Annotated in this window: 18 protein-coding genes; 12 read left to right on the top strand and 6 right to left on the bottom strand. The window is 66.0% G+C overall.

Translation table 11 applies throughout. The annotated features are described in order from the left end of the window. Positions 1-15 precede the first annotated feature (15 nt). From pepP to ACDA63_RS05455, 8 genes are all read left to right on the top strand, one after another. Positions 16-1377 (top strand): Xaa-Pro aminopeptidase, encoded by a 1362-nt coding sequence (pepP, locus tag ACDA63_RS05490; protein WP_373662196.1) that lies wholly within the window; start codon positions 16-18, stop codon positions 1375-1377. Further along, on the top strand, positions 1361-2533 hold the full coding sequence (locus ACDA63_RS05485) for an FAD-dependent monooxygenase (protein ID WP_373662195.1): 1173 nt from the start codon (positions 1361-1363) through the stop codon (positions 2531-2533). Before pepP ends, ACDA63_RS05485 begins: the two co-directional genes overlap by 17 nt. A 57-nt stretch (positions 2534-2590) precedes the next feature. Further along, a complete protein-coding gene (locus ACDA63_RS05480) occupies positions 2591-3466 on the top strand; it encodes a LysR substrate-binding domain-containing protein (protein ID WP_373662194.1) in 876 nt (291 codons plus the stop codon). Between the two features lie 4 nt (positions 3467-3470). Further along, positions 3471-4916 (top strand): D-alanyl-D-alanine carboxypeptidase/D-alanyl-D-alanine-endopeptidase, encoded by a 1446-nt coding sequence (dacB, locus tag ACDA63_RS05475; protein WP_373662193.1) that lies wholly within the window; start codon positions 3471-3473, stop codon positions 4914-4916. Between the two features lie 95 nt (positions 4917-5011). After that, positions 5012-5455, top strand: a complete 444-nt coding sequence (locus ACDA63_RS05470) for a MarR family winged helix-turn-helix transcriptional regulator (protein WP_373662192.1) — start codon at positions 5012-5014, stop codon at positions 5453-5455. 30 nt (positions 5456-5485) lie between these two features. Continuing rightward, a complete protein-coding gene (locus ACDA63_RS05465) occupies positions 5486-7060 on the top strand; it encodes an MDR family MFS transporter (protein ID WP_373662191.1) in 1575 nt (524 codons plus the stop codon). Then, positions 7057-7731 (top strand): alpha/beta hydrolase, encoded by a 675-nt coding sequence (locus ACDA63_RS05460; protein WP_373662190.1) that lies wholly within the window; start codon positions 7057-7059, stop codon positions 7729-7731. The genes ACDA63_RS05465 and ACDA63_RS05460 overlap by 4 nt, the downstream gene beginning before the upstream one ends. A gap of 341 nt (positions 7732-8072) precedes the next feature. Continuing rightward, the gene (locus tag ACDA63_RS05455; protein WP_373662189.1) at positions 8073-9920 is read left to right on the top strand and encodes a pectate lyase; all 1848 of its coding nucleotides are present in this window, start codon (positions 8073-8075) and stop codon (positions 9918-9920) included. A 90-nt stretch (positions 9921-10010) separates the two neighbouring features. Here the strand turns inward: ACDA63_RS05455 and cadR are convergent, their stop codons facing one another. Then, on the bottom strand, positions 10011-10442 hold the full coding sequence (gene cadR / locus ACDA63_RS05450) for a Cd(II)/Pb(II)-responsive transcriptional regulator (protein WP_373662188.1): 432 nt from the start codon (positions 10440-10442) through the stop codon (positions 10011-10013). A 66-nt stretch (positions 10443-10508) separates the two neighbouring features. On the opposite strand from cadR, the gene ACDA63_RS05445 reads away from it, so the two are divergent. From ACDA63_RS05445 to ACDA63_RS05435, 3 genes are all read left to right on the top strand, one after another. Then, on the top strand, positions 10509-12770 hold the full coding sequence (locus tag ACDA63_RS05445) for a heavy metal translocating P-type ATPase (RefSeq protein WP_373662187.1): 2262 nt from the start codon (positions 10509-10511) through the stop codon (positions 12768-12770). A gap of 117 nt (positions 12771-12887) precedes the next feature. Further along, on the top strand, positions 12888-15128 hold the full coding sequence (locus ACDA63_RS05440) for an amylo-alpha-1,6-glucosidase (protein ID WP_373662186.1): 2241 nt from the start codon (positions 12888-12890) through the stop codon (positions 15126-15128). Between the two features lie 16 nt (positions 15129-15144). Next, entirely contained in the window at positions 15145-15630 is a 486-nt protein-coding gene (locus ACDA63_RS05435; protein ID WP_373662185.1) for a GFA family protein, read from the top strand. A gap of 54 nt (positions 15631-15684) precedes the next feature. Here the strand turns inward: ACDA63_RS05435 and aqpZ are convergent, their stop codons facing one another. Next, positions 15685-16386 carry an aquaporin Z gene (gene aqpZ / locus ACDA63_RS05430; RefSeq protein WP_373662183.1) on the bottom strand — a complete coding sequence of 234 codons (702 nt, stop codon included), beginning with the start codon at positions 16384-16386 and terminating at the stop codon, positions 15685-15687. A 282-nt stretch (positions 16387-16668) separates the two neighbouring features. On the opposite strand from aqpZ, the gene ACDA63_RS05425 reads away from it, so the two are divergent. Next, positions 16669-18480: an ABC transporter ATP-binding protein/permease gene (locus tag ACDA63_RS05425; protein ID WP_373662181.1), complete on the top strand. Its 1812-nt coding sequence runs from the start codon at positions 16669-16671 to the stop codon at positions 18478-18480. 25 nt (positions 18481-18505) lie between these two features. On the opposite strand, the gene ACDA63_RS05420 is transcribed toward ACDA63_RS05425, so the two are convergent. The 4 genes from ACDA63_RS05420 to ACDA63_RS05405 all read right to left on the bottom strand — a co-directional run bounded on the left by ACDA63_RS05420 (position 18506) and on the right by ACDA63_RS05405 (position 24163). After that, positions 18506-19642, bottom strand: coding sequence for a mechanosensitive ion channel family protein (locus tag ACDA63_RS05420; protein WP_373662180.1), 1137 nt, complete (start codon positions 19640-19642; stop codon positions 18506-18508). Between the two features lie 64 nt (positions 19643-19706). Beyond that, a complete protein-coding gene (otsB, locus tag ACDA63_RS05415) occupies positions 19707-20456 on the bottom strand; it encodes a trehalose-phosphatase (protein WP_373662179.1) in 750 nt (249 codons plus the stop codon). 28 nt (positions 20457-20484) lie between these two features. After that, positions 20485-22722, bottom strand: a complete 2238-nt coding sequence (locus ACDA63_RS05410) for a trehalose-6-phosphate synthase (RefSeq protein WP_373662178.1) — start codon at positions 22720-22722, stop codon at positions 20485-20487. Positions 22723-23128: 406 nt separating this feature from the next. Beyond that, on the bottom strand, positions 23129-24163 hold the full coding sequence (locus ACDA63_RS05405; protein ID WP_373662177.1) for a glycosyltransferase: 1035 nt from the start codon (positions 24161-24163) through the stop codon (positions 23129-23131). Between the last annotated feature and the right edge of the window lie 157 nt (positions 24164-24320).

The following is a 24320-nucleotide window of genomic DNA, read 5'->3' as shown; positions in this document are numbered from 1 at the left end:
CAGAGAGAGAACACCATGAACGCACCCGAAACCCTGCGTCGGCCGAACCCGGACACCGCACCGTTCGTTGCGCGCCGTGCCGCTCTGGCCGCGCGCATGCAGGCCGCTGGCGGCGGCGTGGCGATCGTGCCAACGGCTCCCGAGCGTGCGCGCAACCGCGACACGGGCTTTCCGTACCGGCACGACAGCTACTTCTATTACCTCTCGGCATTCACCGAACCGGAAGCCGTGGTCGTCCTCGTCGCGCCCGCTTCGGGCGAGGGGCGCAGCATCCTGTTCTGCCGGCCCAAGCATGAAGAGCGCGAAATCTGGGACGGCTTCCGCTACGGCCCGCCCGCAGCCAGCGAAGCATTCGGATTCGACGAGGCCTACAGCATCGAAGAGTTGACCGAACGCCTGCCCGAACTCATCGGCAATCAAGCCTCTCTGTGGTATTCGCTCGGCCACGACGCCCAGTGGGACAAGACCATTACCGATGCCCTCAACGCCGTGCGCGCCAATTCGCGCGCGGGTGTCCGCGCCCCCGAAACGGTGCGCGACGTGCGCGCCGTGCTCGACGAGATGCGCGTACGCAAGGACGCCAGCGAAGTCGACACCATGCGCCGAGCGGCACAGATCAGCCGCCGCGCTCACCAGCGCGCCATGCGCGCCACGCGCCCCGGACGCTTCGAGTACGAAATCGAAGCCGAACTACTGCATGAATTCCGTCGCTGCGGCAGCGCCGCCCCGGCCTACACGTCCATCGTCGCGGGCGGCGCCAATGCCTGCGTACTGCATTACATCGCCAATGACTGCCGCCTGCGCGATGGCGACCTGTTGCTGATCGACGCCGGCTGTGAACTCGACGGCTATGCCTCGGACATCACGCGCACCTTCCCGGTCAGCGGACGCTTCTCCGGCGCACAGCGCGACATCTACGAACTGGTGCTCGCCTCGCAATACGCGGCACTCGCCGAGGCGCAACCGGGCCGCACCTACGACCAGACCCACGATGCCGCAGTTAAGGTACTGGCCCAGGGCATGCTCGACTTCGGCCTGCTGCACGGCTCGCTCGACGAAGTGCTCGAAACCGGCAGCTACCGTCGCTTCTACATGCACCGTACCGGGCACTGGCTGGGCATGGACGTCCACGACGCGGGGGAATACAAGACCGCCGACGGCCAATGGCGTGCGCTGGAAGAAGGCATGGTCATCACCATCGAGCCGGGCTGCTACATCCGCCCCGGCGACGATGTGCCGGAGGCCTTCTGGAATATTGGGGTGCGTATCGAGGACGATGTGCTGATCACTGCCGAAGGGCACGAGATCCTCACCGAAGGCACGCCCAAGACCATCGCCGAGATTGAATCGGTCATGCACGATGCTCACGCCATCTGACACCGCTTCGCCCGTCGACGTCGCCATCGTCGGCGCCGGCCCGCTCGGCCTCGCGCTGGCACTCGCCCTGTCACGCAACGGTCGCCGCGTCCACGTTTTCGATGCGCGCAACGCCGAGCAGACGCGCCGCGATGCGCGCGTACTGGCGCTGTCGCACGGCAGCCGCCAGTTGTTGCATTCGCTGGGCGCGTGGCCCGAGGGCGGCGCGACGCACATCGACACCATCCACGTGTCGCAACGCGGCGCGCTCGGCCGCACGCTCATCCGCAGCAGTGAATATGGCGTACCGGCGTTGGGCTACGTCGCGCCCGCCTCGTTGCTGGTCGAAGCGCTCGCCGCCGCTGCCGCGCATGCGGGCATCCAGATCGACTACGACACTCGCGTGACCGGAATCGACCCGGGCACGGACGACGTCTCGCTGGAGCTGACGGCAGCCGACGGTACGTGCCGCGACGTCCACGCGCGGCTCGCGGCGTGTTGCGAAGGGGCCGTCGACACGGCGACCGCGCGCGTGTTCGAACGCGACTACCGCCAACATGCCCTGCTCTGCCGCGTGACTCCGCGTGCACCGCACGGACATGTGGCCTTCGAGCGCTTCACGCCCGACGGCCCCATCGCGCTGCTGCCGCTCGGCGCGGATTATTCCGTGGTGTGGACGGTTTCGCCGGAACGCCTCGCCGAACTGCAACAGTTCGACGACGACACCTTGCTCGCCACGTTGCAGGGCGCATTCGGCGGACACCGTGTGAGCCTGACCCGACTGCGCGACCGCGCCAGCTTTCCGCTCGGCCTGCGTGTGCGCCACGAGCCCGTCGGCGCACGTACGGTATGGCTGGGCAACGCAGCGCAGACGCTGCACCCCGTCGCCGGGCAAGGCTTCAACCTCGCGTTGCGCGACGCCTGGGAACTGGCTGACGAACTCGGCACGACGGGCGATGCCGGCGCCGCGACGACGCTGGCCGCGTACGTGCGCCGTCGACGCGTGGATCGCGCCGGCATCATCGGCTTCACCGATTCGCTGGTGCGCGCCTTTTCGACCGACAACCCGCTCATGAAGCATCTGCGCGGCGCGGGCCTGCTGGCGCTCGACATCGCGCCGCCGCTGCGGCACTTCGTCGCCAAGCGCATGATGTTCGGCGCCCGCGCGTGGCCGTGACGCCGGGCGCCGCCCACTCAGTGCAGCCCCGATCAACCTTTCGCGTCACCGGCCATCTTGAACCTTCATCTCCTGCGCATCTTCGCCACCGTCGTCGAACAACAGAGTTTCTCGCGCGCCGCCGAGGCGCTCGAAGTCAGCCAGCCGGCCGTGTCCAAGGCCGTGCGCGAACTCGAATCGCAACTCGAAGTCGTGCTGCTCGATCGGGGCGGCCGACAATTCCAGCTATCGGAACCCGGCAAGGTGCTCTACGAGTACGCGCGCAGCATCTTCTCGATGGAGCGCGCCGCGACTGAAGCGGTGCAGGCCTTCTACGCGCTCGATCGCGGCAAGCTCACCATCGGCGCCAGCACCACCATCGCCGCCTACTGGCTGCCCAAGTACGTGGCCGAGTTCTCGCGCCAGTACCCCGCCATCCAGTTGCAGCTCATGTCCGGCAACACGCAGCACGTGGCGCAATGGCTGCTCGATTGCGCCGTGGATGTCGCGCTGGTCGAAGGCCCGGTGCGCGACGAGCGGCTCGAAGTCCGCCCGTGGCAAGAAGAAGAAATGGTCATCATCGCGGCCAAGTCGTCTCCACTCGGCCGCCGCCCGAAGCTCGACGCCGCGGTACTGGGCGAGCCGATGTGGATCATGCGCGAGCGCGGCTCGGGCAGCCGCGAGGTGGTCGAACGCGCGCTGGCCGAGCGCGACATCGGACCACATCGTCAGCTCGAAGTCGGCAGCAACGAAGGTATCGTCGAAATGGTCGCCGCCGGAACCGGCATCGGCATGGTGCCGCTGATCTGCGTGCGCGACGCCTTGGCCGTCGGCCGGGTGGTCGCGCTGAACCTGCCGGAAGACCGCATCACGCGCATGCTGCATCGCCTGCGCCTGCCACGCCGCCCGGTGAGCGCCGCGGCGCTTGCCTTCGAGGCGCTCATCGCAAACTGAACCCATGCGTCCTGCATCGATCTCTCGCCTTGCCATCCGCGTCTGCGGCACCGTGCTGGCCTTCGCGTTCGTCCACTCGGCCGCGCACGCCGAACTCCCGCGCGCCGTTGCGCAAGCGCTGCAGCAGGCTCGCGTGCCGACCAGCGAAGTCGCGTTCTGGAGCGGCCCCGCCGACGGCGGCCAGGCCACGTGGCAACACAACGCCGGCACGCCGTTCAATCCGGCTTCGGTCATGAAAACACTGACCACATTCGCCGCGCTCGACACCCTGGGCCCGTCGTATACATGGTCGACCGACGCCTTCGTGAGCGCGCCAATCGTCAATGGCACCTTGCGCGGCGACGTCATCCTGCGCGGCAGCGGCGATCCGTCGCTGACCTGGGACCGGCTCGAACAATTGCTGCGCGAACTGCGCAGTCGCGGCCTGCGCGACATCCAGGGCGATCTCGTCATCGACCGCAGTCTGTTCGCCGCAGAGCCGCCCGCGGGAGCGGATTTCGACGACCAGCCGCTGCGCGCCTACAACGCCACGCCCGATGCGTTGCTGGTGAATTTCAAAGCCATCAGCATCCGCCTTTCGCCGGGCACGGCGGGCACACCCATGCTGGCGACATCGGTCACGCCCTACTCGCCGCTGACCATCGACAGCAGCGTGCGTACCGTGGCCGGGGCATGCCCGGACTGGCGCGGCGGCATCAAGCAACAGCTCGATGCCGATGGCGCTGGCCTGCGGCTGACGCTGAGCGGCCAGATCGCGGCCAGTTGCGGCGAACGCCTGTTGCACCTGACGGTGCAGGACGGCCTGCGCATGGCGGGCGGCGTATTCCGCGATCTGTGGCAAGGGCTGGGCGGCACGTGGTCGGGCAAGGTGCGCGAAGGCAGCGTGCCGGCCGATGCAGTGCGGCTGGCAAACTGGCAGTCACCGCCGCTGGCCGATGTGGTGCGCGACATCAACAAGTTTTCCAACAACGTCATGGCGCGCCAGCTATATCTGACACTGGGGCGACGCGATGGCAACGGCGCAGCGAGCAACGCGGCGTCCGAGCAATTCATGCGCGACTGGCTGGCCCGCCAATCCTTGCTGCTGCCGGGTCTGGTGCTGGAGAACGGCGCCGGCCTGTCGCGTACGGAGCGGATCAGCGCCGAAGGATTGGCCTCGCTGCTGCGCACGGCGTGGCGCAGCCCGCGCATGCCCGAATTCGTCGCCTCCTTGCCGGTGGCCGGCATCGACGGGACGGCGCGCCGGCGCTTCGCCAACCAGGGTTCGGCCGGTCGGGCGTATCTCAAGACGGGTTCGCTCAACAACGTGATGAGCGCCGCAGGCTACGTACTGGATTCCCGCAACCGCTGGCAGGTTTTCGTCATGATGGTCAACGGCAACAACCCGGAGCGTGCCGAAACGGCCATGATCCAGGCGGTGGAGGCGGTCTGGCGCGGGCCGACGCAATGATCTCCCGTCCACACGGCCGATGTCTCGCAAATAGTTGCTAAACGCAACCAACTAGACTAGCATTGCGGCCTTCGCAGGCACAATCGCTTCTCCCCATGGCCAGTTTGTCCGATGCCGAATTGCTGCGGCAGACGATGCTGTTCTTCGATATCGAACAGCGTCGCCTGCTTGTCCAGCACGGCCCTCTCACGCAGTCCCGCATGCTTTTGATCCTGCTGCGGCACGGCGCCCTGTCGCAGGTGGAACTGGGCCGCAAGCTCAGTCTTGAGAAGAGCTGGGTCAGCCGCGCCATCGACAAGCTCGTCGAACACGGCTGGGTGGAGCGCACGCAAAGCCAGAAAGACCGGCGCGCATTCAACCTCACACTCACCGCCGCGGGCGATGCGCGGGCGCGCATGCTGCGCACCGAGATCGATCGGCACGCCAGCCATGTGCTCGAACGGCTTGCGCCCGATGAGCAGGCGCTGGTCATGCAGGCCATACGCCTGCTCGACGCCGTGATCGAGCGGCCCGAAACGACACCCGCCACGCACGGGTGAGTCCAGACACAAAAACGCCCCACACCCTCTATGACAGCAACCAGCAAGCAGCGCACCTTTGCCGAATCGCTCTGGGCGATGGTCGGCATCTGCCTCGTCATCATGCTCGTGGCACTCGACTCCACCGTAGTCGGCACGGCGATGCCCCGCATCGTTGCCGAACTGCAGGGCTACGACCTGTATCCATGGATCGCCTCGTCCTATCTCATGACCAACGCCGTGCTGATTCCCATCATCGGCCGGCTCGGCGATCTGTACGGGCGCAAACCCTTCGTGCTCGTATCGGTGGTGTTATTCACCCTGGCCTCGGCCCTGTGCGGCGCCTCGCAGACGATGATGCAACTGGTGCTCGCGCGCGGGCTGCAGGGCATCGGCGGCGGCATGCTGACCGGCGTGGCCTTTGCCTGCGTGACCGACCTGTTCCCCGAGCGCGTGCAGCGCGTACGCTGGCAAGCCATGATGTCCGCCACCTTCGGCATCGCCTCGGCGGTCGGGCCGGCGCTGGGCGGCTGGCTCACCGAGCATGCGGGCTGGCGCAGCGTCTTCTACATCAACCTGCCGGTGGCTTTGCTGGCCTTTCCGATGGTGTGGCGATTCCTGCCGCGCATCGTGCATCACTTCGGCAACCGTTCAGTCGACTGGCTGGGTGCCGTGCTGCTGGCACTGGCCATCGCCACATTGCTGCTGGGCACTGAAAGAGGCCAGTCGGCGGGCTTCGCCAACATCTGGTTCATCGGGCTCATCATCGCGACCGGCGTGCTGGCGGTAACGTTCGTGCGACACCAATATCACTCGAACGCGCCCGTCATTCCCATGGGCATGTTCGCGCGCGCTGGCGTGCGGCGGCTTACGGTGCTCGCCGTCCTGACAGGGCTGGTGATGTTCGGGCTGGTGTTCTACTCGCCGCTCATGCTGCAGGGCGGCTTCGGCATGTCGCCCAACACGGCCGGCGTCACGCTCACGCCGCTGCTGGTGTGCGTGACCGTGGGCAGCATCACCAATGGCCGGCTGATGACCCGCATGAAGAATCCCGAACGCTTGCTGAGCTACGGCCTGGCGCTGCTGTTCGTAGGCTGCATCGCGCTGGTCTTCGTGGATACTGACACGCCCCGCTGGCTGCTCATGACGGCCTTCGGAATCTGCGGCCTGTCGCTGGGCTTCCAGTTGCCCAATCTGACCTTGCAGATCCAGGCCTGCGTCGAACGCAAGGACCTCGGCTCAGCGTCCGCGCTGATCCAGACCATGCGCATGCTGGGCAGCATGATCGGCACCAGCGCCGGCGCCGCAGCGGTGAATCTCACCTTCACGCACGAGGCCGCCCGCGCCATGTCGGCCCGCGCGATCACCGATCCGCAGGTGGTTGAGCTGCTGCAGACTCCGCAGGTGCTGATTCGCGACGAAGACCGCCAGTTGCTGGGCCAGCTCGCCGACAAGCTCGGCTTCGACGTGGCCGGACTGGTCCACCAGATCGAACAGGGGCTGGTCACCGGCGTGCATCACGCCTATCTTGGCTGTGCCGTGCTGGTGGTGATCAGTTTCGTCATCAGCCTGCGGTTGCCGCACTACTCAATGCACAAGCCCTCGCCCGCCGGAGCTTCTCGATGAACCTGACGTACCTTGTCCGTCGCCCCATCGGCGACACGACGCACCGCCCTCCCTTACTGATCCTGCTGCATGGGCTCGGCAGCAACGAAGAAGATCTCTTCGCCCTGGCGCCGCACTTCGACGAACGCTTTCTGGTGCTGTCGCTGCGTGCGCCGTTCGAAATGGCGCCGGGCTACTACCGCTGGTTCGACCGCAGCGAAACACCGAGCGGCCGCGTCATCGATCAGCAGGAGCTGGAAGCCTCACGCAAGATGCTCATCCAGGAGATCAACAACGCCGCCATGGCCTTCGGCGCCGACCCGCGCCAGGTCTATCTGATGGGCTTCAGCCAGGGCGCGATGATGGCGCTGGCGCTGGCGCTGACCGCGCCGCAAAAGCTGCGTGGCGTGGTGGCCGTGGCCGGCCGCGTACTCCCCGAAATCGCCCGCCTGGCGGCACCGCAGGATTCGCTCTCCCACTTGCGGCTGCTGATCCAGCACGGCACGCAGGACGATGTGGTTCCGGTCAGCGAGGGCTATGCCGCGCGCGAGTTGTTCGCCGACCTACACGTCATGATGGGCTTCCGCGAATACCCGACCGGCCACAACATCACGCCCGACATGCTGGCTGACGCCTGCGACTTCCTGCGCGCGCAGCTCGATCCAGCCCAGTCGGTCGAATCGCTGCATTGAATCTCCCTCACGGCGCGGCGTCCGCCGCGTCGGATCGTTCCGACCGCCGCGTGCGCCCTTCCCTCGTCGGGCATTCCATTTGTACCGATGCAAGTTGTTTGACAACGCGTATAATTCGCTGACAAATCTTTACACGCCATACCGGGAATCGCGTCACGCGTGTCCCCCTCGGCGTTCGTAGCACCTCTTCACCTCTTTCTGTACCGATCACATCACGTGGTTGCACGCCTGACCGGCCGAGCGACCCGATGCACTACGCGGCCATCGCGGCTGCGGGGACATAACGCGCGGCGCACCCTGGGCAGTCGCGTTCAATGTGGTGTCACACAAAGGAGAGATTCATGAAGCGCAGAAGATTCCTTGTTTCGTCGATGCTGGCCCCTATCGCACTGACGGCCGCGGGCTGCGGCGACGACGATGACGACGGGAACGGCGACGGCGGCACATCGAGCAGCAGTTCTTCCATCGGCAGCTCGAGCAGCAGTTCGTCTTCATCGGTCGATGCGGCGCACGTCGCCGCCATCGACGCCATGAAGCGGGCCGTCAATTACATGGACCAGACCGTCTCGTACCGCGGCGGCTACGTCTGGGCCTATCTGCCGGACCTCACCACCACCTGGGGCGAAATGGAGGCCAAGCGCACGATGTGCTGGATCCAGCCGCCCGGCACGCCGACCGCCGGCCACGCCATTCTCGACGCCTACCATGCCACCGGCGACGAACTGTTCTACAACGCCGCGCTGCGCACCGGGCTGGCGCTGATCGAAGCGCAGCACCCGGCCGGGGGATGGAACTACATCTACGACTTTGCCGGCGAAGACTCGCTCAAGCACTGGTACGAAACCGTCGGCAGCAACGGCTGGCGGCTCGAAGAGTTCCAGCACTACTACGGCAACGCCACCTTCGATGACGCCGGCACGGCGGTCGCATCGCAGTTCATGCTGCGCATGTACCTGGAAAAGAAAGACGAGCGCTTCCTGGCGCCGCTCAACCGCGCTATCGATTTCGTCGTCAAGTCGCAGTTCTCCGGCGGCGTGGCCGATGGCGGCTGGCCGCAGCGCTGGCCCGTCTACGATGGCGCGATCGCGGCCATGAATCCGCCCAATCCGCAGCAATTGCCGGCAGGCGCCTTCAGCGGCATGGAAGACGGCGACTACACGCGCTTCGTCACCTTCAACGACGACGTCGCGGGCGAGAACATCAAGTTCCTGCTGTTATGCGTGATCGGGCTCGGCCGCACCGACCTCATCGCGCCGGTGGAGCGCGCCATGGAGTGCCTGCGCCGCCTGCAGCAACCGGCGCCGCAGGCCGGCTGGGGGCTGCAGCATCTGTCGGTGGATACCAACGGCCGCCCCGCCGGCGCTCCGGCTGCCGCACGCAGCTATGAGCCGCGCGGATTGGCCACGCACACCACCCAGACCAACGTGCAGCAATTGTTCAATTACTTCCTCATCACCGGCGATCGCAAGTATCTCGCCCGTGTGCCGGAAGCCATCGCCTGGCTGGAAACCTGCCGCCTGCCCGCCAACGCCGCCACCGTCAACCCGCTTCTCGCGGGGCGCACACACCCGACCTTCGTCGAACTGGGCACCAACGAAGCGCGCTACGTGCATCGCTATGGATCGAACATCCACAACGGCGCGTACTACGTCGACAAGGACATGCGCGGCACACCCAGCCACTACTCGGCCGGGCGCAACGTGGACGTGGCCGCGCTGCAAAAGACGTACGACAAGTACAACGCCATGACCGACGCGCAGATCGCCGACATGGTGAAAGGCTCGCCGCTCAAGACCACCGCCGTCCGCGCGCTGCCCAAGTACTTCTCGATCCGCGAGGTGGACTTCCCGGACCTCTTCGACGGAGCGGTGATGACCACGCCCACGGTGACGGCGGACGCGGCCGCGGCACTGGTCACGAGCCTGGGCGACAAGAACTACTGGCTCACCGCGATCTCGTCCGTCACCAATCCGTATCGCGGCGACGGCCCGACCGCGGCCTACACCGGCACGGAGTACATGAGCAAGCACGTGGGCGACATCTACGACACTTCGCCCTACGATCCGCAAGACCCGCCGCTGGTCTCGCCCTACGTCAAGAAAGATCGGCCGCAGGGGATTTCGACGAGCAACTTCGTCAGCAATCTCGGCAAGTTGATCGCATTCGTAGCTCCGGTTACGAACGGTTGATTTCCCGGCCCTGACGACAACGGGCATGCCTTTGGCATGCCCGTTGTTTCGTGGACCTCTCGGCACCACATGCGCATGCGCGCCTGGCCGTTACCCCAGATGCGTGTGCTTTGGCGGCCGCCCGTCCGTCTCGCGATGCGACAACTCCTGCAGAATCCCGCATGACCCCACGTCGCTGTCATGCGCGCACCGCGCCCGCAGCGCGATCAGATCCCCCCGCAACTGTTCGAGCTCGCGTATGCGCACATCCACATGCGCGATGTGCTCATCCACCAGGGCGTTGACGCCGCTGCAATCGCTGCCCGCCTGATCCGAGTACTGCAGCAAGGCGCGGATTTCCTCGTGCGCCATGTCCAGCGCGCGGCAATTGCGGATGAAGCGCAGGCGCTCCACGTGGGCCGGCCCGTATTGCCTGTAGTTGCTGTCCGTACGCGAAGGCGCGGGGAGAAGACCTTCGCGTTCGTAATAACGCACGGTGTCGACCGTGCACTGCGCGGCACGCGCCAGTTCACCGATCTTCATAATGGCTTGACCCTGTAGTTGCTCCAAGGTTTTAACTACAGCATACGTACAGTGGCAGGTCTAGAAATGAATCACCCGCACCCTCACCTCGAACGTCCTGAATCGCCGCACGATCACGATCACCACCGCGATCACGCGCATGACGAACCCGTACCCGCGCAGACGGTGACGCCCTGCTGCGGCGGTTGTGGATGCAGCGCCGCGCCATTGTCCGTGAACATTGCCGAGCCGGACGGCGAAGGTGGCGTGCAGACGGCGCTGCGCATCGACCAGATGGACTGCCCCGTCGAAGAACAACTGCTGCGCGATCGCCTCGGGCGCATGAAAGGCGTGCGCGGCTTGTCGTTCAACCTCGTCGGGCGCGTACTGACGGTGCGCCACGACGACGGCACGCTCGATACGATCCTCGGCGCCATCCGCGAACTGGGTTTCACCCCCGTTGCAGCACACGGCGATGCCATCACCGACATGCCGTCACCGCCCCGTGCATCGCGGGCCATCTGGCTGGCGGGTGCCATGGCGATCGCATCCGAAGCGACGCACTGGTTCGGCGCAGCGGAATGGGTATCGGCCGGTCTCGCCATCGCGGCCATCATGGCGTGCGGCAGCGGCACCTTCCGCAAGGGCTGGATCGCCGTCCGCCACGGCGCACTCAATATCAATGCCCTGATGAGCATCGCCGTGACCGGCGCGCTGGTCATCGGCCAGTGGCCCGAAGCAGCGATGGTGATGGTGTTGTTCACCATCGCCGAGCTGATCGAAGCGCGCTCGCTGGATCGTGCACGCCGCGCCATCGGCGAGCTCGTGGCACTCGCGCCCGATCGCGTGACGGTGCAGACCGCAGACGGGCAATGGGTGGAGCAACGCGCATCGGAAGTCGGCATCGGTGCGCGCGTACGCGTACGGCCGGGCGAGCGTATCGCGCTCGACGGCACCTTGGTGGAAGGCCGCTCGTCGGTGAACCAGGCACCGATCACGGGCGAGAGCCTGCCGGTCGACAAGGTCGTGGGCGATTGCGTCTTCGCCGGCACCATCAATCTGGACGGTGCGTTCGCGTTCGTCACCACCGCGCTGTCGAACGACACCACGCTGGCACGCATCATCCACGCCGTCGAAAAGGCACAGAGCGAGCGGGCCCCCACGCAGCGCTTCGTCGATCGCTTCGCGCGCATCTACACGCCCGTGGTGTGCGCGCTGGCCCTGCTGGTGGCAGTGGTGCCGCCAATGACGATGGGCGGCGAATGGCTCGACTGGGTCTATCGCGCGCTGGTGCTGTTGGTCATCGCCTGTCCCTGCGCGCTGGTCATCTCCACGCCGGTGAGCATTGTCAGCGCACTCACCGCTGCGGCCCGCCGGGGCGTGCTGGTGAAGGGCGGGGCATATCTCGAACGCGCAGCAAGCCTGCGCATGCTGGCGCTGGACAAGACCGGCACGGTCACGCGCGGCGAACCGGCCCAGACGTCGCTGCTCACCCTCGGCGACGTCGACGTCGGCTTCGCGCAGGCGACGGCGGCCAGTCTCGCCGCGCGCTCGGACCACCCCGTTTCGCTGGCGATCGCCCGCCACGCCAGCGGGCAAGGCGTGGCACCGAGCGAGGTCAGCGACTTCCGTGCGCTGCCGGGGCGTGGCGTGGAAGGACGCATCGGAGGCCGCATCTATCGTCTGGGCAACGCGCGGCTGATGGATGAGCTCGGCCTGGGGTCGGAAGAACTGGACGAGCACATCGCCACGCTGCCGGCGACTGGAGCTTCGTTCGTCGTACTCGCGGACGAGCACGCCGCACTCGGCCTCTTCCTGATCGCCGACAGCGTGCGCGCCGAAGCACCCGAGGCGATCGCTGCGCTGCATGCCATGGACATTCATACGTGCATGCTGAGCGGCGACTCGACCGGGGCAGTGGCCGCCATCGCGCAGCGAGTGGGCATCGACGATGCGCGTGGCGAACTGCTGCCACAGGACAAACTCACCGCCATCGCGGCGCTGCGCGAAGCGGGCCCCACCGGCATGGTGGGCGACGGCATCAACGATGCGCCGGCATTGGCCAGCGCAGACGTCGGATTCGCCATGGGCGCCGCCACCGGAACGGCGATGGAAACCGCCGACGTGGCGCTGATGGACAACGACCTGCGCAAGATTCCTGCCTTCCTCCAGTTGGCGCGCGACACCCGCCGCATCCTGACGCAGAACATTGCCTTCGCCATCGGCATCAAAGCGGTGTTCCTCGCGCTGACCGTCGCGGGCATCGGCACACTATGGATGGCCGTGTTCGCAGATGTGGGCGCGAGCCTCATCGTGGTGGGCAACAGCCTGCGGCTGCTGCGCAAGTAAGCACGCTGTCGTCGTTTCGGCTACAACATTTCGCCCCCGCGCGTCCTATTCTGAAGATCACGCATCGCGCCGACCGGATCGGCGCAGGCGTGACAACGCAGAGCGGAGGCGGGGACGATGGCACTTTCACCGATCACCCTGCGCTGGACCCCGGGCACGGCGCCCCAGGCCCTGCGCGAGCGGGAGTGGCTGACCACCAACGGACTGGGCGGCTACGCCTCGGGCTCATTGCTGGGGGTGCCGACGCGGCATTACCACGGCGTATTCGTGCCCAATCTCACAGAGCCGACCGGACGTTTCGTGTGCATCTCGCGGCTGGACGAAAGGGTAAGCACGGAAACGCTGAGCGCCGATCTTTCGGGCGCCGAATTCCGCGATCGCCACACGACCTCGGACGTGGCGCACTTCCTGCGCGAATTCCGCCTCGATGCAATGACGCCGGTGTGGCTGTTCGAAATCGGCGAGACATTGCTCGAAAAGTCCATCGTCATGCCGCAGGGGCTCAATACGAGTTGCGTGCGCTATCGCGTGCTCGCGGGTCCGCCCGTGTCGTTGCGCGTACGGGTATTCGGTGCCGCGCGCCGGCTCAATGAGCCAGTGCCGCGCGACGAAAGCTGGCCGTTTGCGCTGCACATGACAGGCGAGCGCGTAGAACTGCGCACCACTGCGGGCATGACGGTGCGCATTGCATCGACGCCGGCGGTGCCCTTCCACGCCGAACGGCAGATCGACTACAACGTACTCTTCGCCGTCGAGCGCGATCGTGGCTACGACCACTTCGAACATCAGCACAGTCCCGGCTATTACGACTTCGAGTTGTCGATGGATCGCGAAGCCTCCCTGCTGTTCAGCACCGAACACTGGGAGACGATGTCCATCAATCCGTCCGCGCTGTTCGCGGCCGAACAGGCCAGGCTGACGCAACTGGTCGGCCTCGCTGGCGTGGGCGACGACGTCTTCGCGCAGCACCTGGTCATGGCGGCCGATCAGTTCATCGTCTCCCCCGGCAGCAGGCGCGATGAAACCCTGCTCGCGGCGGCGGGCGGCTCGGATGTGCGCTCCGTGATGGCCGGCTACCACTGGTTCAACGACTGGGGCCGCGACACGATGATCTCCTTCGAAGGGCTCACCTTGTGCACGCGCCGCCTGCGCGAAGCGCGCGCGATCCTGCGCACCTTTGCCAGCTACGTAAAAGACGGCCTGCTGCCGAACCTGTTCCCCGAAGGCGAGCGCCAGGCGCGCTATCACACGGCAGACGCCACGCTATGGTTCTTCCACGCGATCGACCGCTACCTCGCCTACACGCGCGACGTGCGTCTGTTGAGCGAAGTGTTCCCCACTCTGCAATCGATCATCGGCCATCACCTGCGCGGCACGCACTTCGGCATCGGCGCGGACCCGGACGACGGGCTGCTGCGCGCTTCCGCGGAGGGCTACCAGCTCACCTGGATGGACGCCAAAGTGGATGGCGACGTCATCACGCCGCGGCGCGGCAAGCCGGTCGAAATCCAGGCTCTGTGGTACAACGCGCTGCGCTGCATGGCGGCCTGGGCCGACCAGTTGGGAAGCGACGGCAGCTACTACCGGGGGACGGCCGAGCGCGTGCGCGAATCCTTCAACAGACGCTTCTGGAACGAGGCGGCCAATTGCCTGCTGGACGTGATCGACGGTCCCGACGGCGACGAAGCGCGCGTGCGTCCGAACCAGATCCTGGCACTGTCGCTGCCGCACAGCGTGCTCGACACCGAGCGTTGGAGCGCCGTCTTCGAAACCGTCACGCGAGAACTGCTCACGCCGTACGGCCTGCGCACGCTCGCCCCCGACGATCCGGATTACCACGGCCACTACGAAGGCACGCTGCGCGAGCGGGATTCAGCCTATCACCAGGGCACGGTATGGCCATGGCTGCTGGGCCCGTATGTCGACGCCTGGCTGCTGGTGCGCGGAGACTCCGCCGCCACGCGCGCCGAAGCGCGCCACATGCTGGCGCGACTGGCGACGCATCTGGGCGAGGCAGGCATCGGCAGCATCAGCGAGATCTTCGACGCCGACCCGCCGTTTACGCCGCGCGGCACGATCGCGCAGGCATGGAGCGTGGCGGAGGCGTTGCGCGCATGGCGTCGCACGATGCCGGACGGCGCGGTCGAAGCGCTCAAGGCGCGGGCAAGCGTCATCGCCGCCGCGGGTCCGCTGGATGGCACCGAGGCGACCGAACCGACGGGCGAAGAAGACACCTACGCCGGGCTCGTCAATGAACCGGCGGCATCGCCGCCGGCGCCCATCAACGAAGACGACGCCACCGGCGAGGAAGACCCCCTCGCCGGCATCGTCGACGAGCCGGTCGCCGAGCAGCGCTGACGCGGGAGAATCAAGCATGCACCTGGAAGGCTCCTGCCACTGTGGCGCGGTCCACTTCAGCCTGGAATCGGACTCCCCCTACCCGTTCATGCACTGTCATTGCTCGATCTGCCGCAAGACAGCGGGGGGCGGCGGCTATGCGATCAACCTGGGGGGCGATGCGGGCACGCTCAAGGTACGCGGACGCAAGCACATCGGCATCTACCACGCGGTGATGCGAGAAGAAGGGCAACGCGCCCGAAGGTCGCCGGCGCAGCGCCACTTCTGCCTCAAGTGCGGCAGCGCGCTGTGGCTGTGGGATCCGCGCTGGCCGGAACTGGTGCATCCGCACGCGTCGGCCATCGACACACCGCTGCCCCGGCCGCCGGAAGTGGTGGAAGCAGCGCTGGCGTACGCCGCGCCGTGGGTGGATGTGCCAAAAGGACGCGGCCACAGGCATTGCGCGCTGTGGCCGGAAGAATCACTGCACGACTGGCACGCGCGGCAGGGTTTGCTGCGCTGAGCACGTGCCGCACAGGCGAGCGTCGCAACGCCCACCCGTGCGATTACGCCAGCATTACTGACGGGCTTCGAAGAAGCACTTGTAGATCAGGCCGGCGATCATCGCGCCAATCAGCGGGGCAACCCAGAACAGCCACAACTGGTCGAGCGCCCAACCCTGCACGAAGAGGGCCTGACTGGTCGAACGCGCCGGGTTCACCGAGGTGTTGGTGACCGGAATGCTGATGAGGTGGATCAGCGTCAGGCACAGGCCGATGGCGATCGGTGCGAAGCCTGCCGGCGCGCGGCGATCGGTAGCACCCAGGATCACGAACAGGAACATGCCGGTCAGCACCAGTTCGGCGACGAACGCTGCGCCCATCGCGAAGCCACCGGGCGAATGCGCGCCGAAGCCGTTGGCGGCGAAGCCGCTGGCGACCAGGTCGAAGCCTTCCTTGCCCTGGGCGATGAAAGCCAGCACGGCGGCGGCGGCGATGGCGCCGACCAGTTGCGCAACGATGTAGGGCACGACGTCGCGCCAGCTGAAGCGGCCGCAGGTAGCCAGGCCGACGGTCACGGCCGGGTTCAGGTGGCAGCCCGAAATGTGGCCGATCGCGTAGGCCATGGTCAGCACCGTCAGGCCGAAGGCCAGTGACACGCCGACGAAACCGATGCCCAGTTGCGGAAAGCCTGCGGCCAGCACGGCGCTGCCGCAGCCGCCGAGGACGAGCCAGAACGTGCCGAAGACTTCGGCGAACATTCTCGTGGTGAGTTTCATATGTGTTTTCCTCTTGTCATGTGGAGCCCCACGCGCGCGATGAGCGCGTGTCGGAGCGAGCCGCTAAGACTCGGCGGCAAGCCTGTATGGGCGGGCGACAAAAGGCATTGAGGTTGGGCAAGGGCGCTTGCTTGTCTTAGCGCTCAGGCGCGCCATGCGTAGGAAACATCCGCCTGCGTTCCGAGATACGCTGAATATCTCATCAAGAACAGGCGCCCTTCACCGAGACTTGTCCGACACCATCAGTAAATGTGGAGCAGCACTCGCCGCTAGAATGTAGGCATGAGACGTCACTCTTCCCTGCCCCCGCCCGCGCCGGGCGAGCTTCATCCGTGGTCGACGCTGCGCGGCCTGCTGCCCTACCTGTGGCGCTGGCGCGGCCGCGTCGCCCTGGCGTTTGTGTTCCTGATCGCGGCCAAGGTCGCCAACGTCACCGTGCCGATCGTCTTCAAGCACGTGGTCGATGCGCTCACCGTCACGCCCCAGCAGGCCGTCGTCGTCGTGCCGGCAGCGCTGCTGGTGGCCTACGGCGCGCTGCGCTTTGCCAGCTCGGCCTTCGCCGAGCTGCGCGAAATCCTCTTCGCCCGGGTGACGCAGGAAGCCGTGCGCGCCATCGCGCTGGCGGTGTTCCAGCATCTGCATGCGCTGAGCCTGCGCTTTCACCTCGAGCGCCAGACCGGCGGCCTGTCGCGCGACATCGAGCGCGGCACGCGGTCCATCGGCTCGCTGATCAGCTTCGCCATCTACAGCATCCTGCCCACGCTGGTCGAGATCGCCCTGGTCATGGGCATCCTCCTGCGCAACTACAGACCGGTGTTCGCACTGATCACCTTCGTCACGCTGATCGCGTACATCCTGTTCACGGTGCTGGTGACGAACTGGCGCAGCGTGCTGCGCAGGCAGGCCAACGAGCTGGATTCAGCCGCCAACTCGCGCGCCATCGACAGCCTGCTCAACTACGAGACGGTCAAGTATTTCAACAACGAGGCATTCGAGACCCGTCGCTATGACGAACAGATGCATGCCTACATCCACGCCCAGGTGCGCAACCAGTATTCGCTGTCGGCCCTCAACGCGGGGCAGGCGCTGATCATTGCCACCGGCATCGCCGCCATGATGTGGCGCGCGGCGAGCGGCGTGGAGAGCGGCGAGATGACCATCGGCGACATCGTGCTGGTCAACGCGTTCATGATCCAGCTATACGTGCCGCTCAACTTCCTCGGCGTGATCTACCGCGAGATCCGTCAGGCGCTGATCGATATCGAACGCATGTTCGGCCTGCTGGGCACGCAGCGCGAAGTCGAAGACGCGCCGGACGCAGTCGACCTGCCGCCGGGCCCGGTGACCCTGGCCTTCGAGAACGTGAGTTTTGCCTACGACCCTCGCCGCCCCGTGCTGCACGACGTGAGCTTTACCATCGCGCCGGGCCGCACGGTGGCCGTCGTGGGCCATTCGGGCGGAGGCAAATCAACGCTTGCACGCCTGCTGTTCCGCTTCTACGACGTCGTCGACGGCGGCATCACGCTGAACGGCCTGGATGTGCGTCGCCTGCGCCAGTCGAGCCTGCGCCGAGCCATCGGCATCGTTCCGCAGGACACGGTGCTGTTCAACGACACGCTCTACTACAACATCCATTACGGTCGCCCGAGCGCAAGCGAAGAAGAAGTCTTCGCCGCCGCGCGCGCGGCGCAACTGCATGAATTCGTCGCGCAACTGCCGGACGGTTACGCTACGCGGGTAGGCGAGCGCGGCCTCAAGCTGTCGGGGGGCGAGAAGCAACGCGTCGCCATCGCGCGTGCCCTGCTCAAGAATCCTTCGGTGCTGATCTTCGATGAAGCGACATCGGCACTCGACTCGCGCACCGAAAAGGCCATCCAGGCACAACTGGAAGCAGCCGCCGTGGGGCGGACCGCTCTGGTGATCGCCCATCGTCTGTCGACGGTGATGAACGCCGACGAGATTCTCGTCATGGAGGCCGGACGGGTGGTGGAGCGCGGCACGCACGCCGAACTGCTCGCGCTATCCGGCAGTTACGCGCAGATGTGGGCGCTGCAGCAGCAGGAGGACGCCGAGGAAAGACTGGCGACGGTCTGACGGGGCATGCGAGGCGTATCGCCGGCTAGTTCGGCTTTCTTCCCCGCGGAAGTTCCGTCCGGCCGGGTCCGCGCACGCCGTACCCTTCTTCGTCGTCCGACGACGCCACCGATGCAATATGCAGGGTCTGCGTAGGGAAGGCGAACTCGATGTGCTCCGCGGCGAACCGCTCGATGATGCTGAAATTGATGTCCTGCTGGATGTCCATGTACTGGTTGTAGTCGCCGCTCATCACGTAATACACCACCTCGAACGCCAACCCGCCCGAGCCGATCGCCTGGAAGTGCACGCGGTCCACCCTCACCCTGTCGCCATGCTGGTTGATCGCCTCGCGCACGGCCTCGGTGATGCGCCGCAGTTTGTCGACCGGCGTGCTGAAGGCGACGCTGAAATTGAACACCACGCGACGCTGCTGCATGGCCTTGTAGTTGCGTATGCGGCTCTTGAGCAGATCGGCATTCGAGAAAATCAGCTCCTCGCCGAACAGGCTCTGAATGCGCGTGGTCTTCATGCCGATGTGTTTTACCGTCCCCATCATGTCGTCGACGATGATGAAGTCGCCCACCACGAACGGCTTGTCGAGCGCAATGGACAGCGACGCGAACAGATCGCCGAGGATGTTCTGCACCGCCAGCGCCACCGCCACGCCGCCGATACCAAGGCTTGCCACCAGCGCGGTGATGTTGACGCCCAGGTTGTCGAGGATCATCAGCACCAGCACTACCCACAGCAACAGCCTCAGGCCGAAGGCGACGATGCCGAGATTCATCACCGTCTTGCCGTCCTGCGAGGCTTCGCCATGCGTGAGCCGGTGATCCAGCCACGCGGCCACGGCGGCACTGCCCCAGCGGCCCACCTGCAACAGCAGCACCAGGACCATCGCCCGTTCGACCAGGGTGCCGGCGTTGTCGGGCATGTCCAGCGAACGCAGCCCGATGAGAAGCGAGATGGCGAAGATCGATACACCATGCGTTGCCCGCACGAGCGTCGCGAAAATGTCGTCCCACCGGCGCGACGTGCGATCGGCCCAGGCTTGCAGGCGGCCTGCGAGGATACCGCGCACGCCGGTCAGTACGAGGTAGAGCACCAGCGTCACGCCGAGCGCGACGAGCAGTTGCTCGGCCGCATTGTCGTGATAGATCGCCGAGAGGGTTTTCCACATGGCAGGGGGTCCTTTCCTTGGATAGCGCGGGCGGCCTGCCGCCCCGGTGCGCTGCGCGATGCGGCTAGCGCATGGCGCGCTCGATGAACTGGATGAGGCCGGCGACCTCGCTCTGCGCATTCAGGTAAAAGCGCGCAGCGGAGTCTTCGCGCCGCTCAATGCGGCAGGTCAGCCAGCCCGGGTGTGCGTGGCGGAAGACGATCTCGTCGGTGTCGTCATCGCCCAGGAACATGACGCTCCCCGCCTCAGCGCGCCGGGCCAGTTCAACCACGGCGTCATACTTGTTGGGCGCCTCGGCAGGCAGCAGATTCACCACGCACTTGCCGCCGATGATCTGCGGCACCGGATTGAGCGTGCGCGCGAGGTCGCCCAGCAAGGCCTGTGCCGCGCCGCGATCGCTTGCCAGGCGGTAGTGCAGCGTGATGGAGCGCCGCTTGTCCTCCACCAGCACACCCGGCGGCAGGCGCCAGGTTTCGATCTGCATGTGCCACTGCGCCACCTGCCGCTCGATGGAGCGCGCCCAGTCCCCAGCCTCTTCAGTCAGCCCTTCGGCGCCATGGTTCCCGACAATGTAGCCGGGCACGAAACCAAGGCGCGAGCGCACGTCCGCCACCGCGCGCCCGGTAACCACCGCCACGGGTGCCAGTTGCGACAGCCGGCTCATGGCCGTGGCCACGGCGGTCGAGGCATGCGCGTCGTCCGGCAAAGGCACGATCGGCGCAAGCGTGCCGTCGAAATCGAAAGCCAGCAGCGGCCGCTGTCTGAGCAACGCATACAAGGCCTCCTGCCCGGAGGGTGACAACAGGTAACGCACAACGACTCCTCTCTTTTCCGTGCTCGCCTCACTGTCGATCGCCGCCCTGCAGCCGCTGTTCGATGCGGCCACGGCGGCGGAAGCGCGCCGCGTCGATGAGCATGCGTCCGGCCCAGCGATAGACGTTGTACTCGCGCACCACGTAGCGCAGGCTGCGCATGCGCTCCCCCTGCTCTGCCGCAGGCATGGTCAGCGCGCGATACAACGCGTCGGCCGTCTCTTCGACGTGATAGGGATTGACGATGAGCGCCTCCAGGAGTTCATGCGCCGCGCCAGCGAACTGGCTCAGCACCAGCACGCCCTGCTCATCGTCGCGGGCCGCGATGAACTCCTTTGAAACAAGATTCATGCCGTCGTGCAGGCTCGTCACCACGCAGGCATCCGCACCGCGGTAATAGCGCACCAATGTGTCGGGCTCGTGATGCGAAGACAGCAGATGGATCGGCAGGTAGCGTCCAAAGCCGAAACGCGCATTGACCGCTTCGACCCGTGCCTGCAGGCGCTCGCGGAAGATGCGGTACTCGTCCAGCGAGCTGCGCGTGGGCGCGGCGATCTGCACGAGCGAAAAACGCCCGACCATCGACGGGTGCTTTTCCAGCATGCGCTCGACCGCGTTGACGCGCTCCAGGATGCCCTTGGTGTAATCGAACCGATCCACGCCGATGGCAACGCAATGCTCCGGCGCCACGCCCAGCCGTTCGCGCAATTCGGCACGGCAGGCGGCAATGGGTGGGACGACGGCGGTTTCTTCTGCCGTCGGCCAGTGGATCGAGATCGGATAGCTCTTGACGAGCGTGTCGCGGCCGCCGTAGGTCACCGTGGTGTGCTCGTGCTCGATGCGCGCCTCCAGGAAGCGATCCACCGTCTCGAGGAAATTCTTGCAGTGATAGCGCGTGTGGAAGCCCAGGATCGTGCTGCCGAGCATCCCTTCGAGCAACTCCTTGCGCCACGGGCAGATGCCGAACGATTCCGGGTTCGGCCAGGGGATGTGCCAGAAGGTGATGATCGTTGCGCGCGGCAATTTCTCGCGCACCATCTTGGGCAGCAACGCAAAGTGGTAGTCCTGCACCAGCACCACGGGATCGTCGGTGCGCGCCGCCGCGACCACGGCATCGGCAAATCGCTGGTTGACCGCGCGGTAGCGTTCCCAGTCTCCGATGCGAAACACGGGGCGCACGTGCGCCACGTGGCACAGTGGCCACAGTCCTTCGTTTGCGAACCCGTAGTAATAGCCGGCCTCGTCCGCCTCGGTCAGCCACACGCGCTTGAGCTTGTATGCCGGCTTGTCCGGCGGCACCGGCACGCAATCGTTGCGGTCGACCACCTTGCGGTCGGCCGAGCCGCTGCCATGTGCGATCCACGTGCCGGAACAGGCGCGCATGACCGGCTCCACGGCCGTCACCAGCCCGCTGGCCGGACGACGCACGACGATGCCGTCGGGCGTGTCCTCGTGAATGTACGGCTCGCGATTCGACACCACGATGACCTCATCGCCGCGCAGCTCTTCGTGCAGCAGCTTGCGCAGGCGTTGCGGCTGCCACTGGTTATCGGAGAGTTCTTCGCGCGCGCGGCGCTCATCGTCGAGTTCGCGCAGCATCATCCGCATGTCATGGGCCAGCGGGCGCAGTTCCGGCATTGGCGCCTCGATGGGCCGCAACAGCCCTTCACCGCGCAGGATCGCGCGCGCGCCGGCCACCCAGCCGCGCCAGGACAACTGCGCGATGATCATGGTGATCAGCGCGATCATCGCGCCCAGCCCGATGAACAGACCAATGAAGTACTTGCGCGTATCCTCGCTGCGCTTTTCCGCGTAGCTCACGTCGTGCACCAGCACCAGCGTGCCGATAGGGGGTACCAGTCCGCCGACGGCGGTCGTCGTCACGTGCACCGAACCGCGCGGGAGCTTGAGCAGGTGAGCGGCCCGCGACGTGGGATCGGCCGGGTCCGGGCATTTCACTTCGTCGGGAAAGCTCTGCGTATGCACCACCAGCGAACCATTGCGGTCGCACAGACCGAGCGCCAGAATGCGTTCGTCCTGCAAGACGCGGGCGAAGGACTGCTCGGCGCGCGGCAGATCGTTGTAGGCCAGCGAATCGACCAGGGTGTCGTCGAGTGTGGATGCGATCAGGTGCGAACGGGTATCCAGGTCGCGCAACGACCATCGCAGCGTCAGCCGGTCGACCAGCGGCACCGTCACATAAGCCGTGATGGCGAGCGCGATCAGCAGCGGAATGATGAAGCGCAGTTGCAGGCGCAGCGTATTCATGCGCGGCCTCCTCGCGCCGCCGGATGGCGATGGGTGGAACGGACGCGCAACACGATTGACGAACGGAGCGCAGTGCGCCCGCGGGATCGAGCATGGTTCATTGCAGATCGGCCCTCACGCGAATCCGCGTGGGTGTCCACACGGCGCATTGTTCCCGAGGGATGTGCCTCACCGCATACCGGTACGCGTTGCGCGTGCCGGCCGACGACTCATCGGCCATCGATCAGAGCAGTGGCCCTCGAGGTTTGTTGGTGTCTGCCTGATTCTGAAGCAAACGCCACACCAGAACTGTAGGACGAATGACCACAGCACTCCACGAGGAAAATCGCCCGCAGCGGCGAGCACCGGCAGGAGGCCCCACGGCGCGGGGCTTTGACGGCACCGCGCCGCATCGCCCGAGGCGGATCTACTGCCGCACAGGCGCGGGCGCGTCGATGGCGGCGAGTTCGCGGTCGATGCGCTGGCGGAAGTCCGCCGCCTCGCGCTTTTGCTGCATCAGGCGTCGAACGTAGTCGGGCCACGCGGCGAACGACGCACGCCCGGCGCGCCAGGCTGGATAGTGCTCCACCGCTTCGCCAAGTACCGTCAGCCACATCTGCGCAATGCGCTCGATGCTGAATTCCGGCGCACGTGCGTCGCATTGCGCGCGCATCGCCGCATACAGGCCCGGCTCATTCTTGATGCGAGTCAGCGCCGCGATGACATCCTCCGGCCCCTGCACTTCGAGATAGTCGAACGGCGACTGGCGCAGTTTCTGGTACGCCGGCTCCGGCGCCAGCAAGGCCGGCACACCCGCCAGCCACGCGTTGTAGAGTTTCGTGGCCGGCTTCTGTGCCAGCATGCTCGGCGCTTCGATGCGATGCGCGAGCACGACGTCGATGTCGCGGTAGTCGTTCCACGCCACGCCACGAATGTCGAATTCGATTTCGAGCTTCGCCAGTTCACCGAGGAACGCGTCGCTCCTCATCCACGGAGGCAATGAATCCACGCGTCCGAAATATGCCAGCCGTTGAACGCGCGCGGCCCGCGCGGCATCGCGTCGCAATAGTCCGGGCTGGGGCCACAACGGAATGTAGCGCTGATACGCAGCGCTCACTTCGAGGTCGTTCTGCAGGATTTCGATATCGGCCACCGTCACCGGCGAGCGATCGGCGCGCACGCCGACGATGAAGCTGCGGTGCAGTCCGCCGAAGAATCGATTCAGGTCGTCGCGGTGAGCCACGATGATTGCATCGCGCGGCACCTGAGGCCCGGCGGTGACGACAAGGCCACGTTCGCGCAACGCCGCAGCGACATACAGATAGGTCTGAACCACCCACACATCGACACCGGAGCGGAACCGGGCCTGCCCGGCTGCGATATCGTCCGGGCCGAGCTTTTCGAGATCACGCCAGACGTCGAAGCGCTTGCGGCTGTAAAAGTGAATATGGGACAGCGGCATGGGTCTGGACAAGTCTCATTGTTGTATTGACGGCCGATGCTAGCAGAAGACAAAACCCGTCTTCCATGGACAAAGGCACGCCATTCTGCGCAGAATTCGCAGTCTTCGCTTGCCGCAGTGCGGCATGACGCGGCCTTCGCGCTGCCGGGCCCCGTTT

The sequence above is a fragment of the Uliginosibacterium sp. sgz301328 genome, assembly GCF_041807905.1.
GTDB lineage: Bacteria > Pseudomonadota > Gammaproteobacteria > Burkholderiales > Rhodocyclaceae > JBGVSA01.
This window is presented reverse-complemented; position numbering and strand designations above follow the sequence as displayed.

Excerpts from the sequence above, each read along its gene's own strand:
- pepP (WP_373662196.1), top strand. The coding sequence starts at position 16 with ATGAACGCACCCGAAACCCTGCGTCGGCCGAACCCGGACACCGCACCG.
- ACDA63_RS05485 (WP_373662195.1), top strand. The coding sequence starts at position 1,361 with ATGCTCACGCCATCTGACACCGCTTCGCCCGTCGACGTCGCCATCGTC.
- dacB (WP_373662193.1), top strand. The coding sequence starts at position 3,471 with ATGCGTCCTGCATCGATCTCTCGCCTTGCCATCCGCGTCTGCGGCACC.
- ACDA63_RS05470 (WP_373662192.1), top strand. The coding sequence starts at position 5,012 with ATGGCCAGTTTGTCCGATGCCGAATTGCTGCGGCAGACGATGCTGTTC.
- ACDA63_RS05465 (WP_373662191.1), top strand. The coding sequence starts at position 5,486 with ATGACAGCAACCAGCAAGCAGCGCACCTTTGCCGAATCGCTCTGGGCG.
- ACDA63_RS05460 (WP_373662190.1), top strand. The coding sequence starts at position 7,057 with ATGAACCTGACGTACCTTGTCCGTCGCCCCATCGGCGACACGACGCAC.
- ACDA63_RS05455 (WP_373662189.1), top strand. The coding sequence starts at position 8,073 with ATGAAGCGCAGAAGATTCCTTGTTTCGTCGATGCTGGCCCCTATCGCA.
- cadR (WP_373662188.1), bottom strand. The coding sequence starts at position 10,442 with ATGAAGATCGGTGAACTGGCGCGTGCCGCGCAGTGCACGGTCGACACC.
- ACDA63_RS05445 (WP_373662187.1), top strand. The coding sequence starts at position 10,509 with ATGAATCACCCGCACCCTCACCTCGAACGTCCTGAATCGCCGCACGAT.
- ACDA63_RS05440 (WP_373662186.1), top strand. The coding sequence starts at position 12,888 with ATGGCACTTTCACCGATCACCCTGCGCTGGACCCCGGGCACGGCGCCC.
- ACDA63_RS05435 (WP_373662185.1), top strand. The coding sequence starts at position 15,145 with ATGCACCTGGAAGGCTCCTGCCACTGTGGCGCGGTCCACTTCAGCCTG.
- aqpZ (WP_373662183.1), bottom strand. The coding sequence starts at position 16,386 with ATGAAACTCACCACGAGAATGTTCGCCGAAGTCTTCGGCACGTTCTGG.
- ACDA63_RS05425 (WP_373662181.1), top strand. The coding sequence starts at position 16,669 with ATGAGACGTCACTCTTCCCTGCCCCCGCCCGCGCCGGGCGAGCTTCAT.
- ACDA63_RS05420 (WP_373662180.1), bottom strand. The coding sequence starts at position 19,642 with ATGTGGAAAACCCTCTCGGCGATCTATCACGACAATGCGGCCGAGCAA.
- ACDA63_RS05410 (WP_373662178.1), bottom strand. The coding sequence starts at position 22,722 with ATGAATACGCTGCGCCTGCAACTGCGCTTCATCATTCCGCTGCTGATC.
- ACDA63_RS05405 (WP_373662177.1), bottom strand. The coding sequence starts at position 24,163 with ATGCCGCTGTCCCATATTCACTTTTACAGCCGCAAGCGCTTCGACGTC.